We start from the raw sequence: 20,545 nt of genomic DNA on the forward strand, positions 1-20,545 counted from the left end.
TTGATGAGTATTTAAGCATCCTGAGGATTAAGACGGCTCATTTGCCATGTGGTGTATGTACCTATGGGACTCCAAATTAAATAGGGCAATAATAGTAATGCTGCCCAGAAAGATACTGGTAAGACTGCCAGGGTGATTAACATACAAATAAGTAGTCCTGTACCACCGAGGATTGTACCAACGATGAGACTACGAAAACGTAACATGACAGGGCTGTAAGCTATAGTAAATATCTCTAAGAGTAGGTACAAACCCATCATTAAGCGAGTTATTTCAGTATTTGGATTGTGTTCCCAAATGATGTAAGCTGACCAAGCACCACAGATAAATATTATTGTCCAAATCAGGGGAATTACTGATTCAAAAGTTAACCATTTAGGTCTTTGTAATTGTCTAAACCATTGACTCTGATTTGGTGTAATCCAGTTACCAGCAAAGCCTACAAAGAATGCTATACTACCAATTATCATCCAAGATTTAATCATCGTTGCCTTGGTACTGACTTGCAAAAAGTCTGACGCATCAATACTACTATAAAATAGTTCCTAGAAGTCAATACCTTCGCCATTTTTTTTGTAGGTTGGTTTGAGCAAAGGGAAACCCAACATATTTGTTGGGTAACATCCTTATTGAGAATGTTGGGTTAAGAGTCGCTCAACCCAACCTACATTACAGTATTGCAATAATTTGGCTAACTATTATCTTGCTGTTAATAATGCTTTAGTTGCGGATTCTCCCAAAACTTTGACTTGACGATTTAATTGGAAGTTTAACAAGGCTACAACAGTCAACTCGGCTAAAAGTGCCATAAAAATTGTTGTCGTCTGAGTGTACTCTATAGCTGCCCAAGGACAGGTAGAGAATAACCACAAAATGGGATGTTGTGAGGGACTAACACCCAAGACTGAGAGAATAATTGATGGTAAAAACATAGCTACACCAATAATTCCCACTGTCCACACATAACGCTTGGGGTTTTTCATGAGTAGCATCAGTTGGGCAATTGTAGCATACATCAGCATCAAACTCAAAGCTAAAACCATCGCTAATATGACTTTATGCTTATCAACACTACCATTATAAAAATTAGTAGGTGAGAACAAAATCCAGATTATTATCGGGGTAGTAGCAATTAATAGATTAATGACGATAGCAATAATTGCTGGGCTTTTTTCACCAAATACTAAATCTTGGAATACAGATTTATCTCGATGATTTTGGTGTCTATATCTTGCCCAATCTTGGATAATTTGACGATGAGGTGAAAGGACAATTGTTAAGGTCAAAACTAAGGCAAAATTAAGTAAAGCGATCAGGAATATTATCCCTAAATCACTTTTTTCATTAACTGCACCTACAGTTAATCCCCAAAACATCACCTGACTAAAAGCTAGAAATAAATAACTTTGTCCTTTACTCAATATTGTACTATCTGCATTCCGAAAGCAGCGTTTCATTGCTTGCCAAATGCCGTAGGAACAAATGCCGTAATTAAATAAATGAAAGCTAACTAAGGTAATGAAATTTTCACCTATTGGTAAATAGAAGAATTGTAGTTGCTGTATTGATGAATCTCTATATGAACGGAACAGATTAGGGAATAGATAATTGGTAATATCCCAAGGGCTGAAGAATCTTATCCAAGTTAGAGGATTATTGAAGTGTCCATAAGACGATACCATCGTCATTGTCATAAACAAAAATATGAGTACAGCACCACTTCCCAACCAAGGTTGAAAGTTGCTAAACCAACGACTAACTAAACCAAAGATTAGGGCTGCACTGTAGAAGAAAACACAACTAGCTGCAATCACAGCATAATAACTAAAAATGTAACTTAAAGCGATTTTAGCAGAATGTCCAGCCCATAAATGTAAAGGAATTGCTGTGAGAACAAAGAGATAAATTAGACTGGGGACTCCAAGAATTTTTCCAGTTAAGATGCTTGTTTCCGACTGAGGACTAAGCCGAATAAAGTTCAATGTTCCTCGTTGTTCTTCTTTGGCTAAATCACTGATTAATAAATAAGTTCCCCCAACTAAAAGTGTAAAAATGAAAATTACACTTAATGTTAAAAATGTATATTCCCAATGATCTCTCCACCATAATTGCCAGTCTATTTTATCTAAAGGACAAATATTTTTAGATAAATAATTTTGTAAGTTAGATAAATCTGTTTTAACTTGCTGAAGTTGGGCTTCCAAATTAGGGATTATGGTACTATCTGATAGTTGAATTTGTTGATAATTAGTTATTTTCTGGCTAAGTAAGCTTTGTTGTTTATAGAGTTCTTGTTCTTGGTTTGCGTATACTTTTCCTAAAGTACAGTAAGTTGCTCTGAGATAGTAGTTTTCATCGGGAAATTCTTTTAATTGAAACAGAAAAACTATGAGTTGTAATAGTAAAGAAGAACCCATAGCTATAATGATATTAAAAGGCTTGAATCTGCCTTTTAACTCTCGAAATAGTTGGGGATTTAATTCTCCCACTCTATCTATAAAATTCATGAGCATGATTAATCACTCCAAAATTTTTAATTCTTAATTTTTAGCTGTTTACGATGCTTGTTTATGACCTAATTTGAGGAAAATAGTTTCTAAGTCTTCTTGGGTACAATGAAACTCTGTTAAAGGAATTCCTGCACTCACAAGCGATCGCAATAAATCAGCAGAATCTTCTGGTTTACCGGAAAAATTCACTCGCACATTATTTGTACTCGGTATTACCTCCCATTCTTCCACTAAAGGATTATTTTTGAGTTCACCCACTAATATATCTATATTGCCCAAAGTCGAGATTAAAATCTGCTGTCGGGAAAGACGTTGATAAAGATGTTTGAGTGAAGAACTTTCTACTAAAAAACCTAGTTCCATAATTCCCACGGAGGTACACAACTCCGCTAAATCGCTGAGAACATGAGAAGAAATTAAAATTGTCATTCCCGCTTCTTGCAAAGCTTTAATAATTTCCCGAAACTGCATCCGCGCAATGGGATCAAGTCCAGAAACAGGTTCATCTAAAAGTAGTAAAATTGGTTCATGAATAATGGTGCGGGCTAAACTTAAACGCTGTTTCATCCCCCGTGAGAGGGTAGAAATCATGCTATGGCGTTTATTACCCAGTTGAATGAGTTCTAAAACTTCGTGTAAGCGTTGAGTCCGGTGCTTTCCTTGCAAGCGATACAACCGCGCAAAATAATCGAGATAATCCCAAACTGTCAAATCTTCATATAGTGGGTAGTCATCGGGTAAATAACCAAGACGACGTTTAAGTTTGAGGTTGCTTTGATCTCGCTGGAGGCGATCTCCGTTAATATAAATCTCACCTGTAGTCGGTTCTTCCGCAGTTGCTAACATCCGAATTAGGGTGGTTTTACCTGCACCATTCGGACCAATTAATCCGTAAACTTCACCGGTTTGGATTTCTAAGTCAACATCATTAACAGCAACGTGTCTTTCAAATTGCTTAGTTAGTCCAGTGGTGCGAATCGCTATTTCTTTTACCATCGCGGCTGGGGTGCGGCTTGTGTGCAATAGTTAACTTAACTCGGTTATACAGTAGAATTTACCTTTGTTTCGGAAATGGAAACAAAAGAATTAAAAATTAAGAATTAAAAATTAAAAAAAATATTTGTCCCTTACCTGTGGCTTAACTCAAACCTCCACAAATCAGTTAAATTAGGAGTATGCTTCAATTAAGCAACCATAGAGACGAATATGCCAAGAACACAGAAAAACGATAACTTTGTTGACAAATCTTTTACCGTGATGGCAGATATCATCCTCAAGATATTGCCAACTAACAAAAAAGCTAAGGAAGCATTTGTTTATTACCGAGATGGGATGTCCGCACAGGCAGAAGGTGAATATGCTGAAGCACTAGACTACTATGCAGAAGCCTTAGAAATGGAAGAAGACTCCAATGATCGGAGTTATATTCTCTATAATATGGGCTTAATTTATGCCAGTAACGGCGATCATAATAAGGCTTTAGAGTATTATCATCAGTCTATTGAGTTAAATCCACAATTACCCCAGGCATTGAATAACATTGCCGTGATTTATCATTTTCAAGGTGAAAGGGCTAAGGAAGCCGGAGATAATGACGGTGGTGAAGCATTGCTTGATCAAGCTTCGGATTATTGGATTAGAGCAATTCGCATGGCTCCCAATAATTATATTGAAGCTCAAAACTGGATAAAAACCACTGGGCGATCGCAAGTTGACATATTCTTTTAAATTAGTCATTAGTTATTAGTCATTAGTTATTAGTCATTTGGTAGGAATAAATGTAGAGACGTTCCATGGGTAGGGATTCTCTGCTCTACAAAGGTTTCAAATCACGCATATTTAATTTCTGCCAGATGTCTATTAGTAAAGGAAAACCAACTGACAACTGACAACTGACAACTGACAACTGACAACTGACAACTGACAACTAACAACTGACAACTGACAACTGACAAATTATGATTGATAGTGAACAAGTTCGTAAAGTTGCTAATCTTGCTCGTTTAGAATTGACAGCAGATGAAGAAGCACAATTTACTACTCAACTGGGTAGTATTCTGGATTATATAGAACAACTAAATCAACTGGATGTCACCAATGTAGCACCGACAACCAGAGCTATTGATGTTAGTAATGTCACCAGAGAAGATATTCTTCAACCATATCCTGACAGAGAAGCGATTCTCAACAGTGCGCCTCAGCAGGAAGGTGATTTTTTCCGAGTTCCCAAAATTCTTAATGCTGATTAGGTAGAAACTGACTGAATATATAGGGAGATAGAGAAAAATTTTTTCTTTCTCCTCAACTTCGACTGCAATATGAATACAAAAGAGTAGAGACGCTCCGAGGAACGTCTCTACATCCCCGTAGGGACAGGGGATTAGGGGATTAGGTTTTTGGGTATGAGTTTAATATAGCAGATGATTTTTTATTTGCCAAGTAGTTGAGAATTATTTGCCGTATATTAGTGTCAAAAATAAGCAGTATTTTTGGAAGCCGATGACAATAATAACTTAATGATCTAGGACTTACGCAACAAATATTTCAGTTACATAAAATGAAAAAGTCAAATATTACAGTTAGAAAAGCCACCATAAATGATCATCAAGGCGTGATTAAATACGCGCTCAAACTTGTTCATCAACACCATAATTTTAATCCTTTAAGGTTTGTTGAATTTGAAAATCATGAAAAACAAATTTTTGATTTTTTTGCCGAAGAGATTGTCAATCCCAAAGCAGTTATCTTAGTTGTAGAAGTAGAAAATGAAATTGTTGGTTACTCATTTACACGATTAGAAGAAAGCAGTTTAGTTGATATGGCACCAGCTTCAGTATGGCTTCATGACATTTATATTGATGAATCGGTGCGGGGATTGGGAGCAGGAAAATTGCTATTAAATGCTTCAATATATGCGGCAAAACAGTTAGGTTCACAAATATTGATCCTTGAAGTTGCAGCTCAAAACGAATTTGCTAAAAAGCTATTTGAAGCCAATGGATTTAAGGTTGCAAGTTACAAGATGATCATGAACTTAAATGAAGGCTGAAAAAATGGTAAATATTTTATGAGAGCATTAGGAATAAACGTCACCATAACAAGTGATGATAAGTTGTTAGTCAATAAACTGGTAAGATATAATTTGAGTACCACAAAATATGGATTTATCTATGAAATTCAAAATAATTGATATTCAAGAAGATACAAATCTTAATTGCTACTCTGTTCTTACAGTAGTTAGCATTCCTGATTTTATAGAATTTGTTAAACCTATTCATGAAGAAAAAGGCAATCTTGATGAGCAGAGAGAAGTTTTGCAAAGCAGGTCTGCTAAAATTATTCGTAATCAAATGGTCGAAGATTTGCGAAAAGGGGGAATACTACCTCCTATTGTATTAGGAATTATTTGTGACACCGAAATAATAAATGAAGATAATTTTTTTAGGTTGATTCAAAATCAAGAAAAGATTAGCATTTTAGATGGTATGCAAAGAATACAAGCCTTAGAAGATACTATGTATCTTTATCATAATATTCGTGTTGAATTTTGGTTTACTCAAGATGAATCAGCTTTATTATATAGAATGCTAATACTTAATTCTGGTCAAATTCCTTGGGGACTTGATAAACAATTAGAGGTAGTTTTTAAACCAATTCTCAAAAAATGGAGATATAATATTCCTCATTTAGATTATTTGATTGACAGAAATTTATATAAACAGTCTGAAATTGTGGAACTATTTTTAGCATTTACTTCGAGAAAACTTAGAATTGATAAAAAGCAACAATTAGCAGAATATCATGCTGCTTTAGACATCATGAGTTTAATTAGAGAAAAATCAGGACGCACAATTTATAAATTTGAAGAAGTTTTTACAATCATGATTGAAATTGATCAGCTACTTTCAGGAATTGAAAATCGCTATGTTTTCACTAATAAAAAGGTAAATGTAAGAGTTAGTTTTATGGTAGCTTGTGCAGAAAAAATATTTGGTTTATTAGGAAGTAATATGGAAAAAGAACATGAAAAAGTAGAACATAATTTTCAAGATTTAATTATTAAATTAAATCAATTACGAAATAAGATTAAATCTCAAAATCGTCAGGAAAATCTTAACTTTTTAGCCTTGGATATTTTGATAGAGAAAATACGTTTCTTACCTAAAGATAAATACGGACAAGCTTTTTTGGATGGATTTAAAGTGATTTTTTCTGAACCTGAAATCAACTCTTTTGCTGTTTGCTGGAATAAAATGTACTAAAACTATGAACAGAAATATTATAAAATCAATCAAAAGAGTCGTAGAAAAAATTAAAGCTGTCATTAATACAGAAGAAAATTACAGCATTTATGGTGATGATACTTCTGAAGATTGGTTAACACATCTAAAAATTGACAATAAAATACGTTTATTTCCTGATTTTTATAGCACTTGGTTGACTTATGAAAAATCTCATTATTTGGTATTAGTCAATCGTGGATTTTCATCTCAATTTCCCAGTTTTTTGCAAGAAGAAACTCTTAATTCAGGCACTTGGGTAGTCATTATTGATGAATTAGACTTATTTATTAAAAAAGATGCAGATATATCAATATTAGAAGAAATTTTAGACAACGAATGGAAAACTGAGAAAACTAAAAATGGAGAAGAATTTAAATCAGTCAAGATTGACGAAGAAATTAATGGATATACGCTAAAAGATTTCTTCCCAAATATTTATTTGTATAAAATAATTGACAGATTTACTCAAAAAGAAGAACTAAATCAAATTACAGGTATTGCGTTAACCGAAAGCAATAGTTATTGTTTGCTACCATATAGTGCAGAGGTGTTGCAAGAGTTTAAAAATACCTTTGAAAATGGGAATAAATATATTCCTTTTGAAAATATTTTAGCGAGTTATGTAGCTTCTGATTTTAAATTCGCTTATTTAGATTTGTACAGGTGCATAGAAGGATTACAGCCACTTTATTTTTTAAAAGCTTTTTATGATAAATTGGAATTGAAAGACAAATCTGTCCAAGATTTCTATAGTAATTTTTATGAAACTACAAGATTAGAACCTAAATTAGAGGATTCCTTAAATAAACTACTCGGGTCAATAAGTATAAATTATCAATATGCCGATAAGCAAAATTATAGTGCTAGTTATTATTTGTATAAGCTAAGAAATGAAATTGTTCATTTGCGTCCAAAGCAAATCAATGATTTAATACCCAAATCTATTAATGACTGGAATTTTTTGATATTAGATATGCTAACAATAGTTCAAGAACTTTATAAAAGTAATCAAGACTTATTAACTTGATTAGGAAATCGGTATTTTACTTTATTCTTGCTCCCCTAAATAATCAGGATCAAGAATTTGAGAAATATTATAGGGATTTTCAGCAAGAAAAGTTGTATCAGGTAAATTAGTTTCCTGAACTGCTAAATCTACACCATCTTGGTAAGCAGAAATCATTGCTTCCGATAGATAGGACTTTAGACTAGGGTTTTCTTCTAGAAGTTCTTTAATGCGACGACGTTGTTCTCTAATTGTAGCTTTCCAACTATTACTACGTTTATCGCTTTGATATTCCCACTTTAGTAAATGTCCAATTAAAATCCCTAATCGGTTTCTTAATTCTTGCTTTTCTCGTTTACCCAAAGATTCAATTTCCTCTATTAAATTTAAAATATCAAGTTGATTTAGTTGTCCTTGCTTTAATAGTTTTGCTTGTTCCAATGTCCAAGCATAAAAATCAGTTTCATACAGTTGTGATGTCATATTTTCTATCTCCAATTGTACAAATGATTAATTTCACAATTATTTTATCCTGATTCACATATTTTTACTATCAAAATCAGGATTTAGAGAACTCCACAAAAAAGATGAACTGCTTGCAGCAGCGCCTCGCTATCCAATTTTGTGGGATGGGCATCTGGTCCCTCCCTGTATTATTAGGGGACTTTTCGGCCCGCACCACAAGAAATTTTGGATATTTCTTTAATTGGAAGTCTCTTACTAGATTTGAGGATTAACAACATTGAGTATAAATAATTCCTTAATCCTGTACATCCTTAAATCCTGGATATCCTGATTCAGACAATTACCTACCAAACACAGTAGTTAGAGAACGAGCAATATTTTTCGGTTGCATTGCATCCATTGCTGCTGTCGGTTCATAACCACAATGCACCATACAATCAGCACATTTAGGATTACCACTAGCGCCGCCATATTTACTCCAATCAGTCTTATCCAACAACTCCTGAAAGGTTGTATAGTAACCCTCATTCAACAGATAACAAGGTTTTTGCCAACCGAGAACACTGTAACTAGGACTACCCCAAGGAGTACATTCATAGTCTTTCTCACCAATGAGAAAATCTAAGAACAAAGGGTTGTGATTAAAGTTCCAGTTTTTCTTTCCAGAGGTGTAAGGTGAGAGAATTTCCCGGAATAAAGCGCGGGTTTGTTCTTTTTGCAGGAAATGATCTTGATCTGGGGCCCATTCATAACTGTAACCAGGAGAAATCATCATCCCGTCAGTACCCAATGTTTCCAGAAAGTCGAAAAACCCCTGCATTTCTTGGATATCACAACCTTCAAAAATAGTCGTGTTAGTAGCAACACGAAAACCCTTGGCTTTAGCAGCACGAATAGCTTGGATAGCAGTATCAAATACGCCTTTTCTGTCTACACATTTATCATGCCATTCCCGCATTCCATCCAAATGAACGCTAAAAGTTAGATAGGGAGAAGGTTTAAACTTATCGAGACTTTTTTCTAGTAATAAACCATTAGTACACAAGTAAATATATTTCTTGCGTTTAATTAAACCTTCAACAATTTCACCTATCTGTGGATGTAATAGGGGTTCTCCACCGGGAATAGACACAACTGGTGCGCCACATTCTTCTACCGCCGCAAAACACTGTTCTGGCGTGAGATTTTGCTTGAGGATCTCTACGGGATGCTGGATTTTTCCACAACCTGTACAAGCTAAGTTGCATCGGAATAGGGGTTCTAACATTAAGACGAGGGGAAAGCGTTTCCGTCCTAATAGACGTTGTGTAACTAAATACTTGCCGATATCTATTGCTTGTTGTAAATTAATTGCCATTTAACTAAAAACTCCTCTGTTAATAACACCACATTGTTAGTAGTAAGCACTTAAGTGCTTACTACTAACTTATTTGACATAACCATTCGACATAAACCAATCTACAGCATCCTTGAGGGCTATATTCAGAGGGGACTGAGGTAAACCTAATTCGCGGATAGCCTTAGAAGCATCATAATACATTGGTTGCTGTGCCATGCGAACACCATCTATGGGAACTGTGGGGGTTTTCCCTAAAGGTGAGAGGATTTTTTCATCTATCCAGGCTACAGTTAGGGGTATCCACGAGGGTACAGATATTTGCGGTGCTGGTAAATTTGTGATTTGGGACAGTTGCTCTAGGAGTTGTTTGAGGCTAAGATTTTGATTACCGAGAATATAGCGATCGCCTGATTTGCCTTTTTCTAAAGCTAATAAATGTCCCCAGGCCACATCTCGCACATCAATAAAATTTAACCCCGTATCCACATAAGCTGGCATTTGTCGCCGTAAAAACCGCAGAATAATATCCCCTGTGGGTGTAGGTTTAATATCCAAAGCACCAATGGGACTACTAGGATTAACTATCACAATATCCTGACCTTTTTTTGCAGCCGACCTTGCGACTTGTTCAGCCAAAAATTTAGATTTTTTGTAGTCTCCTACTAATTTTTCTACCGGACTTTGATAGGTTTCATCGACGATTTCGCCAGATTTTCCCACACCAATCGCAGCAACGGAACTTGTATAAACTGTGCGTTTAATTCCTGCTTTTTGGGCTGCGGCTAAAATATTGCGTGTCCCTTCTACATTATCAAAATAAAGCAATTCTCGGTCTTTTTGCCACAAAGAATAATGAGCAGCGACATGAAAAAGATCATCACAACCCCGCATCTGTTCCCAGATATTTGGGTTATTTAAATCACCTTTAACAATATCCACAGCCAAACCCTGTAAATTACCCAGATTACTACTAGGACGTACCAAAGCTGTAACTTGGTATCCTTGTTGTAAAAGTAATCGCACTACATGAGAACCAATAAACCCCGTACCACCAGTCACAAAAGCCCGCATTTAATCACCTCACACTTATTAAGATTTTATTATCAGGCAATTTTTAAGCGATTGCTCCCAAATGGCTATTTTTTTGTGAAAATAAATAGGAAATAACAGATAAATATAACATTATGCTTCAACAATTACCCAATTGTATTCCCGCTCCCCCCTGGTTGCAACTTATCAACTGGATTGGAGATCCCATTGGATTCCAAGAAAAATATCGTCAACAATATGGGGACATTTTCACCATGCGGCTAAGTGGTGTTGGTACTGCTGTAATTATTGGTAATCCCCAAACTATACAGGAGATTCTTACCCAAGATTCTAAATTTGATATTGGCCGGGCTAACAAACTAGCAGAACCGCTCATCGGCAAAAATTCTATCATGTTAATGGATGGCGATCGCCATCGGCGAGAACGAAAATTATTAATGCCACCTTTTCATGGAGAACGGTTACAAACTTACGCTCAACAAATCTGCTCAATTACCCAAGAGATCGCTAGTCAATTACCAATTAATCAGCCTTTTGTAGCTCGATCTATCATGCAAAAAATTAGTCTAGAAGTTATTTTACAAATTGTCTTTGGATTAAGTGAAGGAGAACGTTATCAACAACTAAAACCCCTGCTTACTTCTTGGATAGATATGATTGATTCTCCTTTACGGTCTAGTATGTTATTTTTGAAATTCTTACAAAAAGATTGGGGAGAATGGACACCTTGGGGGCAGATGAAAAGCAAACAAAAAAAGGTTCATGAATTACTTCAAGCAGAAATAGAAGAAAGAAGAAATAATCACAATCATCAACAAAGTGATATTCTCAGCTTAATGATGGCTGCAAAAGATGAAAATGGCCAAGCAATGACTGACGAAGAATTAAGAGATGAATTGCTATCACTTTTATTTGCTGGACATGAAACCACTGCCACAATCCTAGCCTGGGCTTTTTATCAAATTTATCAAAATACAGATATCCTGGCAAAATTGCTGCAAGAAATCAACAGTTTAGGAGAAAATCCTCAACCAATGGAAATTGCCCAACTTCCTTATTTAACCGCAGTTTGTAACGAAACTCTGCGGATGTATCCAGTCTTACCAATTATCTTCCCCCGCATTACTAAATCATCTATAAATATTGCCGGATACGAGTTTGAACCAGAAATAAAGTTAATGCCAAGTATCTACCTTTTACATTATCACGAAGACATATATCCTCAACCCCACCAATTTAAGCCTGAACGCTTTCTAGAAAGACAATATTCCCCTTCAGAATATATGCCCTTTGGTGGTGGTAGTCGGCGCTGTTTGGGTTATACTCTAGCTTTGTTAGAAATAAAATTAGTTTTGGCAACAGTTTTATACGAACAGCCGGTAAGCGTAAAACTCAGCGGCTTGGTTCCCTGAGATATAAGCGGCTCGTGTGACTTTAGTCACAGTCATCTTTCTTGATATTGCCATACATATTTCTACCTACTCTTTCAATTAACTCACTGACGCTGATCTCCAGTGAATTAGAAGCCTTGATTAAATTTTCCCAAGCAGTATTAGTCACCATTATATTTCGGTGCTTCTTCAGTTCTTCATAAAAGACTGGCTGATTTTTTGTTCTTTTAATTCCTTTACCTGTTGACTTCATTAGAATATATGTATATACTAAGTTAAGTCTAGCATATCAAGGTGGTGATTGTAAATTGCTAACAAATTATGTATATAAAATCCGCCCCAATATTAGCCAGTCCAATAAAATGGATAACTGGCTAGATATGCTCCGGTCTACTTACAATTGGAGTTTGGCTGACAGAATAGCTCAATACAACCAGCAGTTTATTCAAGGGATCATTCTAAAACGTAGTAATACGGATTAGATGTGAACCAGACCACCCTGAGCGTAATCAAAGGGTAACTGTTATTTAAGTCAAGACACCTTGGGATTCGCTAGTTCCATGCTCTGTCGGTACTGATTAAACATTCCGAAAGGAAAGTGTCTTTACCTTAACAAGCTTAGATAACCAGGTTGAAGCAAACTTTACTTAGAAATAAGGATTGGTCAAACAGACCAAATTTAACAATGTCAAATTTCGTTTTTCTAATTGATGCTAACAAAACGCCGATGAATCCTATTCATCCAGCACAAGCTAAAAAGCTTTTGAATAGCGGTAAAGCAGCAGTATTTCGCCGCTTCCCGTTTGTCTTAATCATGAATCGTGTAGTCGAAAATATCGTTACTTGTCCCATTGATTTAAAGATAGATCCCGGCTCTAAATTTACAGGTATTTCCTTGGTAAATAACCGAGATGAGGTTATTTGGGGAATGGAATTACAGCATCGTGGTGATGTAATCAAAGGTGAGTTGGAAACACGCAGAGGAATTAGGCGTAGTAGAAGAAACCGCCATACTCGCTATAGAAAGCCACGGTTTTTGAATAGAACCCGCACAAGAAGTTGGTTAGCTCCAAGTTTAAAACATCGGGTATTGACTACTAACACTTGGGTCAAAAGATTAATAAAATATGCCCCAATTGCAGCTATTACTCAAGAGTTAGTTAGATTTGATTTACAACAATTAGAGAACCCTGAGATATCGGGAATAGAGTATCAGCAAGGGGAGTTACAAGGTTACGAAGTTAGAGAGTATTTACTAGAGAAATGGGAGAGAAAATGTAGCTACTGTGATGCAAAAGATATCCCGCTTCAAATAGAACATATTCAACCTAAAGCGAAAGAAGGAAGTAACAGAATAAGTAATTTATGCTTATCCTGTGAAAAATGCAATCAAAAAAAAGGAACACAGGACATTGAAAAGTTTTTGGCTAAAAAACCAGAACTCTTAACAAAAATTAAGTTTCAGTCAAAAAGACCTTTAAAGGATGCGGCTGCTGTTAACTCTACAAGATGGGATTTATTCCACACTTTAAAAGAAACTGGATTACCAATTACGACAGCTTCTGGTGGAAGGACAAAATTTAATAGGAGAAAATTAAATCTCCCCAAGGAACACTGGATAGATGCGGCTTGTGTTGGAGTAGTAGAAAACTTAAATATATTAACAACAAATATATTAAAAGTGAAATCTACTGGACAGGGAACAAGAAGATTGTGCCGTATAAACAAGTTCGGTTTCCCTTGCTCTAACCCCCGACAAAAGTATGAACACAAATGGAACACAGGTGATATCGCCTGTTGTCAAGGTGTCTCAGGTCGAGTTGTAGTGCAATCTGCGACTAGGCTAGAGATAAGGGTAGACGGGAAAAGAATTGGCGGTAAACTTACTGATTTCAAAAAACTCCACAGCAAAGATGCTTATTCCTACTTTTGACTACGAAACACTACATTATTCTGGGATTAGGACGTAAGGCTAGAACTCACTGGTAACTTAAACCTCGGTACAAAGGTCAGTTCAACTAGGCGAGTATGGATTCCCAAGCCTGGAACGGAAGAGAAACGACCTTTGGGCATACCTACAATGAAAGACCGAGCCTTGCAAGCACTTGTCAAACTGGCATTAGAGCCAGAATGGGAAGCGCGATTTGAACCTAACTCATACGGGTTCAGAGCCGGACGCTCAGGCCATGATGCGGTAGAAGCAATATTTAACGCTATCAACGGGAAACCAAAATATGTTCTCGATGCCGATATTGCCAAATGTTTTGACCGCATCAACCAGGAAAAACTGCTAATAAAATTGAATACATCCCCCACCATCCGCCGACAAATTCGCGCATGGTTAAAAGCGGGAGTGATGGACAGTAAGCAGTTGTTTCCAACATCTGAGGGTACGCCACAGGGCGGGGTAATTTCCCCATTACTGGCAAACATTGCCCTTCACGGGATGGAAGAACGGATTAAACAATACGCCGATACCTTCCCTCGCAAAAGTGGTCTGGGTAAACGGGATAACCGTAGAAGCCTAAGTTTAATTCGTTATGCCGATGATTTCGTGATTCTCCATGAAAACTTAACCGTTGTCCAAAGATGTAAAGAGATTATCTCTGAATGGTTACAAGGCATGGGTTTGGAATTAAAGCCTAGTAAAACGAGACTCGCTCACACCCTCATACAGTATGAGCAAGAAAAACCAGGGTTCGACTTCCTTGGTTTTACGATACAACAATTTCCAGTAGGAAAGTATCACTCGAAGCAGGGATTTAAGACAATCATCACCCCAAGCAAGCAGAAGCAAAAGGTACATTACGAACAAATCGCCAGGGTTATCGAGGCTCACAAGGCAGCACCACAAGCGGCACTAATTAGCCGTTTAAACCCAATCATTAGGGGATGGGCTAACTACTACGAGACCGTGGTAAGTAAGGAGGTTTTCTCAGATATAGATGACCTCACGTACCAAAAGTTAAGCTCTTGGGCAAAACGCCGCCACCCCAAAAAGAACGGGGAATGGGTGTCAAAAAGGTATTGGCAATCCATAGACGGTGATAACTGGGTATTCGCAACCAGGAAGGAAGGTTTGACCCCACTTCGGTTAATAAACCATGCCGACACGCCAATAGTGCGTCATGTGAAAGTCAAAGGCGAATCGTCACCATACGACGGAAATCTGGTTTACTGGAGTACAAGAATGGGTAATAACCCAGAAATGCCAACCAGAGTATCAAAACTCCTGAAAAAGCAAAAGGGGAAATGTACCCACTGTGAAATGTTTTTCCGTGAAGACGATGTGATGGAAGTTGACCATATCATCCCAAAATCGAAAGGTGGAAAGGACGAGTATAAGAATCTTCAACTTTTACACAGACATTGCCACGATACAAAGACAGCCAATAATGGCAGTCCTGGCACAAAATCCGGCTGCAATAGTGCCGAGCCTAAGCCCACCAGAAAAATTGAAAAAGTCGAAGGAAAATGGGTAATGAGGTGTGCATGACAAGCACTAAATCATTGAGGAGCCGTGTGAGGTGAAAGTCTCAAGCACGGTTTTGAAGACCAACGGGGTTGGTGACAACCTCGTTGAGTTTACTAAACTTGTCCATCTCTCCGACAGATATCAAATTGATAATCCTAAATTCTCAACTAATAAAAAAGTTAGACGCACCTTGAAAATTAGGCAGCGACGGGTTAATCGTAAAGTCAAAGGCAGCAAGAATCGTAAAAAAGCAGCTAATAATGTAGGACGTTTTCACAAAAAGATTACAGATAAACGAACAGCTTATCAATGGAATGTTGCTAATACAATAGTTTCTAGAAAGGTTGATGCTATTGCCTTAGAAGATTTAAACATCTCTGGAATGTTAACACGTTGCCAGGTGAAAACTGATGAAAAAACTGGGAGATTTTTAAAGAATGGGCAATCAAGAAAGAAGGGGTTAAACCGTTCTATCTCTGACGCAAGTTGGAGTGATTTGATTTTAAAAATTGAGTATCTCGCTGTAAAGCAAGGAAAAGTTGTCATTAAAATCAATCCTAAATACTCCAGTCAAGAATGCAGAAATTGTGGGCATACTGATAAGTCAAACCGTGATGGTGAGAAATTCATAGGAATACCCGGTAAGTGGGAAACTCAGCGGCTTTAGCCCTGAGAGGGAAACGGCACGGGCGGTAATAAAGGCTTTGAATCTTTTTTCATTACCGCCTTGGAGTTAAGAAATTTGGGGTACTTTTGTGATGTACTTTCAACGGGACAATTACCGATTCAAATTTCTCGACTCTGTACGCATAATGTGTTGCACGCGATGTGCCTCCCTTTCGGGGTGATGTTAGCAACGACTGCGTTATAAGAGCTTTTTATACTTGCAACACTGTTTCAGTGACCTTAAAACTGTTTAATTGCAAATGACAGAGCAGGGAACTAGCTTCGCATTCGGTGGGTGTCGTGACTCAAATAACGGCTACCCTTCGACTTACGTTTAGGGTGGTCTGGTCAGTACAGCTTGTTTGATTACTCTTGCAAGCTCAGTCCCTTTAGGGCTGGGTTACTGACCTATAAATGATTCACGTTCATCTTCAGACATAGTATCCCAACTTAGGGACTTCCAAATAAAAAAATGTCCCAAAACTGACGCAAAAATTCTCTCTCTGTGTTCTCTGTGCCTCTGTGGTTCGTTTATTGGGATAATTTATTTCTTGGAAGTCCCTTAAACCACGTCCAGTACATAAGTTATGTAGTTGAGTTTCAGCATACTCCATGCGAGACTCACGCCCATTTTCGCTTTCCTTAGCTAGTGCTAATAAGACTACCCGTTTACTTTCTGGGGGTAGTTGCTTGACTAATTCAATAATTTGCGATTCGCTCAATGTTAATATTGGCATGATAATTACCTCCATTTCTATTTTACATAACTTAGCAGAGTACAATCATGTGATTACTTATTAACATCTATATTAATGTCAGAATCAGGATTTAAAAAGAGGTAAATCAAAATCATCAGTCATTGTTACTTGTCCCTTAGCACTACCAAATTTAGGACGAATTTTAACTGGTAATACAGGAATTAACTTCACCACAGGTTGATTATCCTTCATGATGATAATTTCATCACCACTAATTGCTGCTTCAATTAAATCAGACAAGTGTTGAGATGCTTCATTCACAGTAATTTGTTGCATAATTACTACCTTATTATAAAAAATAACCTCGTATCGCTATCATAACTTTGAATTGTAGATTAAGTTAGAGAAAACCAATTTAACCAAGCTTCCCAATTTTCCACAATTTGAGCAAATTCTGCATAATTGTTATTATTTACTAACAGAATACTCAACTGAGCAAGGATTGTCTATACGTTTAGAAGCATCTATGATTTCAATTCCTATAATATTTCCAGCTTCGTCATAATCTAAAATCATTCCTGGTTTTTCTTCATCACTTTCTTCAATTTGTACATCAGTGAAGATAATTCTTAAAACGTCAACTTCTGGGTCGTAGGTAATTTTCATGATTCGCTCCAGTATTTCTCAATTTTGCTAGTTCTGTAAACAGTGATTACAACTTTGGGGTCAACATCATCTACGATAATAATACGTAGTAAAAATATTTTACTATTACTAAATTCAACTTTGGATTGATATACTTTTAGTCCTTCTCTTTCGAGTAAAATTTGTTGGGGATTGTCTAAAACAGATTCAACTTGAGAAAGAGTAATATTTCGTCTTTGCATTTCTGTTTGTGCGTGACGAGAAATTGTATATTCCATTTCAAATCTATATTAATGTGAAAATCAGGATTTAAAAAGAGGTGCATCAAAATCATCAGTCATTGTGACTTGTCCCTTAGCACTACCAGGTTGACGACGGTGTTTAACTGGTAATACAGGAATTAACTTCACCACAGGCCTGATTATCTTTCATGATGATAATTTCATCACCACCAAGTGCTGCTTCAATGAAATCAGATAAATGTTGAGATGCTTCATTCACAGTAATTTGTTGCATAATTACCACCTTTAGTTTTATATGTGCTACTCAACCAACAATTCTATTCTCCATTAAAAACAAAAAAAGAGAGATAGAAAACTCTACCCCTCTTTTTAATTTATCAAACTACTATTAGCTAATCAGCTTTTAGTATCTGCTGGGTTTGTGAACAAGGAAGCTCATAACTTGACACTGCTTGATGTTGTCAAAACCAACAACACGGATATAGCAGTTGCTATACTGAGAACGGCAACCTTGAACTTCGCTTAATACTTCTTGAGTAGTTTTAGCGCCGAACAAAGGCAATTTCCACATTGTCCAATAAAGTTCTGTAGGTTCAGAAGTTTCGTTGAATTCAATTGCAGGAATGAAACCTTGTGTGATAATGTACTGAACTTGCTTGGCAATTTGCGCGTCAGATAAAGGGGGAAGATAAGAAAGGGTTTCGTAACGACGCTCTTTAGGTAAAGTTTGCATAGTTTTTGGTAAGTGGGGGAGATTTTTTATTATTTGGTTGACAGACTAATTGGATAAATTATCCAAATTAGAATTAGATATTATCTGTCTTTGGTGTTTCTGGGCTAGGACTTGATAAGTCTAGTTGCGTAATGCGTTCGAGGTGCTGGCGACGTTGTTCCATATTGGCTTGCTGAATGCCACTACAAACCATTTCTGGTAAGAATTCTGCCACTTCTGCCGCTATATGTTCCCTAACAGTCATAATCCGCAAAGCTAAATCTGACTTTTCCAGAAACAGTTCCTCTATATATGCTTCTCCGTCTTGGATTTTTCCAGCGGAGAAGTTTTGCAACCAATGTGCTAGAGGAGGATTTGTTTCGCCTAACTGTGCCAATACAGTCCTTAACGCCTGATAAGTCAGGTAGCTTTGGAGAGTGTTGGCTGTGTCTTTCGCAATTTGCTTAAAATCCATACTTGACCCAGCCCATAAACAGTAAAAAGTCAAAAGTCAAAAGAAAGAATAATTATTTTTCTTACCTTTTAACTTTTTACTTGTTACTTGAAGATCAGACGGTATCCATAGCTTCAAACTCGAACTTGATTTCTTTCCACAGTTCGCAAGCAACAGCCAACTCAGGAGACCACTTAGCAGCTTCGCGGATAATATCATTACCTTCACGAGCCAAGTTACGACCTTCGTTACGAGCTTGAACAACTGCTTCCAAAGCTACGCGGTTAGCAGTAGCACCAGGAGCGTTACCCCAAGGATGTCCGAGAGTACCACCACCGAATTGTAGTACGGAGTCGTCGCCGAAGATTTCTACCAACGCGGGCATATGCCATACGTGGATACCACCGGAAGCAACTGCCATTACACCAGGTAGAGAAGCCCAGTCTTGGGTAAAGTAAATACCGCGAGACTTGTCTTGCTCAATGTAGTTTTCACGCAATAGGTCAACGAAGCCCATTGTGATTCCGCGTTCACCTTCTAACTTACCAACTACTGTACCGGTGTGAATGTGATCACCACCAGACAAGCGGAGAGCTTTAGCCAATACGCGGAAGTGAATACCGTGGTTCTTCTGACGGTCAATTACAGCGTGCATAGCACGGTGAATGTGCAACAGAATACCGTTATCACGACACCAGCGAGATAATGTGGTGTTAGCAGTGAAACCTGCGGTCAGGTAATCGTGCATGATGATGGGCTGTTTGAGTTCTTTAGCGTACTCAGCCCGTTGGATCATTTGTTCGCAGGTAGGAGCGGTAACGTTCAGGTAGTGACCCTTGATTTCGCCGGTTTCTGCTTGTGCCTTGTTGATAGCTTCAGATACAAACAAGAAGCGATCGCGCCATCTTTGGAAAGGAGCGGAGTTGATGTTTTCGTCGTCTTTGGTGAAGTCCAAACCACCACGTAAACATTCGTAAACTGCGCGTCCGTAGTTTTTAGCGGAAAGACCTAATTTGGGCTTAATTGTACAACCCAACAGAGGACGACCATACTTATTCAATTTGTCGCGTTCAACTTGAATACCGTGAGGAGGTCCTTGGAAAGTCTTGATGTAAGCTACAGGGAAACGAATGTCTTCCAAACGTAACGCCCGCAAAGCTTTAAAACCAAATACGTTACCTACGATGGAGGTTAGTACGTTGGTGATAGAACCTTCTTCAAACAAGTCCAAAGGATAAGCAACATAACAAATATATTGGTTATCTTCACCAGGAACTGGTTCGATATCATAACAACGACCTTTGTAGCGATCTAGGTCGGTCAACAAGTCTGTCCATACTGTTGTCCAAGTACCAGTAGAAGACTCAGCAGCTACAGCCGCACCAGCTTCTTCTGGGGGAACTCCGGGTTGGGGAGTCATCCGGAAAGCTGCTAAAAGATCTGTATCTTTAGGTGTGTAGTCAGGTGTGTAATAAGTTAATCTGTAATCTTTAACCCCAGCTTGATACCCAGACTTAGCCTGAGTCTTAGTTTGCGCGTAAGACATATTTTTCTTCCAAGAAGTCTTTCTTTTTACTATCAAATCACGTTATGTGCCACTTCTTCCCAT

Annotated in this window: 23 protein-coding genes and 2 pseudogenes; 10 read left to right on the plus strand and 15 right to left on the minus strand. The window is 37.3% G+C overall.

Annotated features, from left to right (window positions below):
* Positions 1 to 11: 11 nt before the first annotated feature.
* The 3 genes from EZY12_23060 to EZY12_23070 all read right to left on the minus strand — a co-directional run bounded on the left by EZY12_23060 (position 12) and on the right by EZY12_23070 (position 3,506).
* The gene (locus EZY12_23060; GenBank protein ID QSX67535.1) at positions 12 to 485 is read right to left on the minus strand and encodes a TspO/MBR family protein; all 474 of its coding nucleotides are present in this window, start codon (positions 483 to 485) and stop codon (positions 12 to 14) included.
* A gap of 213 nt (positions 486 to 698) precedes the next feature.
* On the minus strand, positions 699 to 2,513 hold the full coding sequence (locus EZY12_23065) for an ABC transporter permease (GenBank protein QSX67536.1): 1,815 nt from the start codon (positions 2,511 to 2,513) through the stop codon (positions 699 to 701).
* Positions 2,514 to 2,555: 42 nt separating this feature from the next.
* Positions 2,556 to 3,506, minus strand: a complete 951-nt coding sequence (locus tag EZY12_23070; protein QSX70797.1) for an ABC transporter ATP-binding protein — start codon at positions 3,504 to 3,506, stop codon at positions 2,556 to 2,558.
* Between the two features lie 210 nt (positions 3,507 to 3,716).
* Here EZY12_23070 and EZY12_23075 point away from each other — a divergent pair, with 210 nt between their 5' ends.
* The 5 genes and pseudogenes from EZY12_23075 to EZY12_23095 all read left to right on the plus strand — a co-directional run bounded on the left by EZY12_23075 (position 3,717) and on the right by EZY12_23095 (position 7,817).
* Entirely contained in the window at positions 3,717 to 4,238 is a 522-nt protein-coding gene (locus EZY12_23075) for a photosystem I assembly protein Ycf3 (GenBank protein ID QSX67537.1), read from the plus strand.
* 230 nt (positions 4,239 to 4,468) lie between these two features.
* On the plus strand, positions 4,469 to 4,759 hold the full coding sequence (gatC, locus tag EZY12_23080; protein ID QSX67538.1) for an Asp-tRNA(Asn)/Glu-tRNA(Gln) amidotransferase subunit GatC: 291 nt from the start codon (positions 4,469 to 4,471) through the stop codon (positions 4,757 to 4,759).
* Positions 4,760 to 5,067: 308 nt separating this feature from the next.
* Complete coding sequence (locus tag EZY12_23085) at positions 5,068 to 5,559, plus strand: GNAT family N-acetyltransferase (protein ID QSX67539.1); 492 nt, start codon at positions 5,068 to 5,070, stop codon at positions 5,557 to 5,559.
* Between the two features lie 121 nt (positions 5,560 to 5,680).
* Positions 5,681 to 6,772, plus strand: a complete 1,092-nt coding sequence (locus tag EZY12_23090; protein ID QSX70798.1) for a hypothetical protein — start codon at positions 5,681 to 5,683, stop codon at positions 6,770 to 6,772.
* A gap of 4 nt (positions 6,773 to 6,776) precedes the next feature.
* Positions 6,777 to 7,817: pseudogene (locus tag EZY12_23095) on the plus strand (hypothetical protein).
* 24 nt (positions 7,818 to 7,841) lie between these two features.
* Here EZY12_23095 and EZY12_23100 read toward each other — a convergent pair.
* From EZY12_23100 to EZY12_23110, 3 genes are all read right to left on the minus strand, one after another.
* Positions 7,842 to 8,282: a DUF29 domain-containing protein gene (locus EZY12_23100; protein ID QSX67540.1), complete on the minus strand. Its 441-nt coding sequence runs from the start codon at positions 8,280 to 8,282 to the stop codon at positions 7,842 to 7,844.
* 322 nt (positions 8,283 to 8,604) lie between these two features.
* Positions 8,605 to 9,621 (minus strand): adenosyl-hopene transferase HpnH, encoded by a 1,017-nt coding sequence (gene hpnH, locus EZY12_23105; protein ID QSX67541.1) that lies wholly within the window; start codon positions 9,619 to 9,621, stop codon positions 8,605 to 8,607.
* A gap of 69 nt (positions 9,622 to 9,690) precedes the next feature.
* Entirely contained in the window at positions 9,691 to 10,674 is a 984-nt protein-coding gene (locus EZY12_23110) for an NAD-dependent epimerase/dehydratase family protein (protein ID QSX67542.1), read from the minus strand.
* 113 nt (positions 10,675 to 10,787) lie between these two features.
* Here EZY12_23110 and EZY12_23115 point away from each other — a divergent pair, with 113 nt between their 5' ends.
* On the plus strand, positions 10,788 to 12,065 hold the full coding sequence (locus EZY12_23115) for a cytochrome P450 (protein ID QSX67543.1): 1,278 nt from the start codon (positions 10,788 to 10,790) through the stop codon (positions 12,063 to 12,065).
* Positions 12,066 to 12,087: 22 nt separating this feature from the next.
* Here the strand turns inward: EZY12_23115 and EZY12_23120 are convergent, their stop codons facing one another.
* Positions 12,088 to 12,297, minus strand: coding sequence for a hypothetical protein (locus EZY12_23120; protein QSX67544.1), 210 nt, complete (start codon positions 12,295 to 12,297; stop codon positions 12,088 to 12,090).
* Between the two features lie 55 nt (positions 12,298 to 12,352).
* Here EZY12_23120 and EZY12_23125 point away from each other — a divergent pair, with 55 nt between their 5' ends.
* From EZY12_23125 to EZY12_23140, 4 genes are all read left to right on the plus strand, one after another.
* A complete protein-coding gene (locus tag EZY12_23125) occupies positions 12,353 to 12,526 on the plus strand; it encodes a helix-turn-helix domain-containing protein (GenBank protein QSX67545.1) in 174 nt (57 codons plus the stop codon).
* A gap of 203 nt (positions 12,527 to 12,729) precedes the next feature.
* Positions 12,730 to 13,977 (plus strand): RRXRR domain-containing protein, encoded by a 1,248-nt coding sequence (locus EZY12_23130; protein ID QSX67546.1) that lies wholly within the window; start codon positions 12,730 to 12,732, stop codon positions 13,975 to 13,977.
* A gap of 99 nt (positions 13,978 to 14,076) precedes the next feature.
* On the plus strand, positions 14,077 to 15,540 hold the full coding sequence (ltrA, locus tag EZY12_23135) for a group II intron reverse transcriptase/maturase (protein ID QSX70799.1): 1,464 nt from the start codon (positions 14,077 to 14,079) through the stop codon (positions 15,538 to 15,540).
* Between the two features lie 52 nt (positions 15,541 to 15,592).
* Entirely contained in the window at positions 15,593 to 16,186 is a 594-nt protein-coding gene (locus EZY12_23140; GenBank protein QSX67547.1) for a transposase, read from the plus strand.
* Positions 16,187 to 16,616: 430 nt separating this feature from the next.
* On the opposite strand, the gene EZY12_23145 is transcribed toward EZY12_23140, so the two are convergent.
* From EZY12_23145 to EZY12_23180, 8 genes and pseudogenes are all read right to left on the minus strand, one after another.
* Positions 16,617 to 16,922, minus strand: a complete 306-nt coding sequence (locus EZY12_23145) for a hypothetical protein (protein QSX67548.1) — start codon at positions 16,920 to 16,922, stop codon at positions 16,617 to 16,619.
* 84 nt (positions 16,923 to 17,006) lie between these two features.
* Positions 17,007 to 17,219 (minus strand): type II toxin-antitoxin system Phd/YefM family antitoxin, encoded by a 213-nt coding sequence (locus EZY12_23150; protein ID QSX67549.1) that lies wholly within the window; start codon positions 17,217 to 17,219, stop codon positions 17,007 to 17,009.
* Positions 17,220 to 17,351: 132 nt separating this feature from the next.
* A complete protein-coding gene (locus tag EZY12_23155) occupies positions 17,352 to 17,549 on the minus strand; it encodes a DUF2283 domain-containing protein (protein ID QSX67550.1) in 198 nt (65 codons plus the stop codon).
* Positions 17,546 to 17,806 carry a DUF4258 domain-containing protein gene (locus EZY12_23160; GenBank protein QSX67551.1) on the minus strand — a complete coding sequence of 87 codons (261 nt, stop codon included), beginning with the start codon at positions 17,804 to 17,806 and terminating at the stop codon, positions 17,546 to 17,548. The genes EZY12_23155 and EZY12_23160 overlap by 4 nt, the downstream gene beginning before the upstream one ends.
* 24 nt (positions 17,807 to 17,830) lie before the next feature.
* Positions 17,831 to 18,044 (minus strand): annotated as a pseudogene (locus EZY12_23165) (type II toxin-antitoxin system Phd/YefM family antitoxin).
* 129 nt (positions 18,045 to 18,173) lie between these two features.
* A complete protein-coding gene (locus tag EZY12_23170; GenBank protein ID QSX67552.1) occupies positions 18,174 to 18,503 on the minus strand; it encodes a ribulose bisphosphate carboxylase small subunit in 330 nt (109 codons plus the stop codon).
* 73 nt (positions 18,504 to 18,576) lie between these two features.
* Complete coding sequence (locus tag EZY12_23175; protein QSX67553.1) at positions 18,577 to 18,957, minus strand: chaperonin family protein RbcX; 381 nt, start codon at positions 18,955 to 18,957, stop codon at positions 18,577 to 18,579.
* Between the two features lie 94 nt (positions 18,958 to 19,051).
* On the minus strand, positions 19,052 to 20,482 hold the full coding sequence (locus EZY12_23180; GenBank protein QSX67554.1) for a form I ribulose bisphosphate carboxylase large subunit: 1,431 nt from the start codon (positions 20,480 to 20,482) through the stop codon (positions 19,052 to 19,054).
* Between the last annotated feature and the right edge of the window lie 63 nt (positions 20,483 to 20,545).

The sequence above is a fragment of the Dolichospermum sp. DET69 genome (assembly GCA_017355425.1).
Taxonomy (GTDB): Bacteria; Cyanobacteriota; Cyanobacteriia; order Cyanobacteriales; family Nostocaceae; genus Dolichospermum.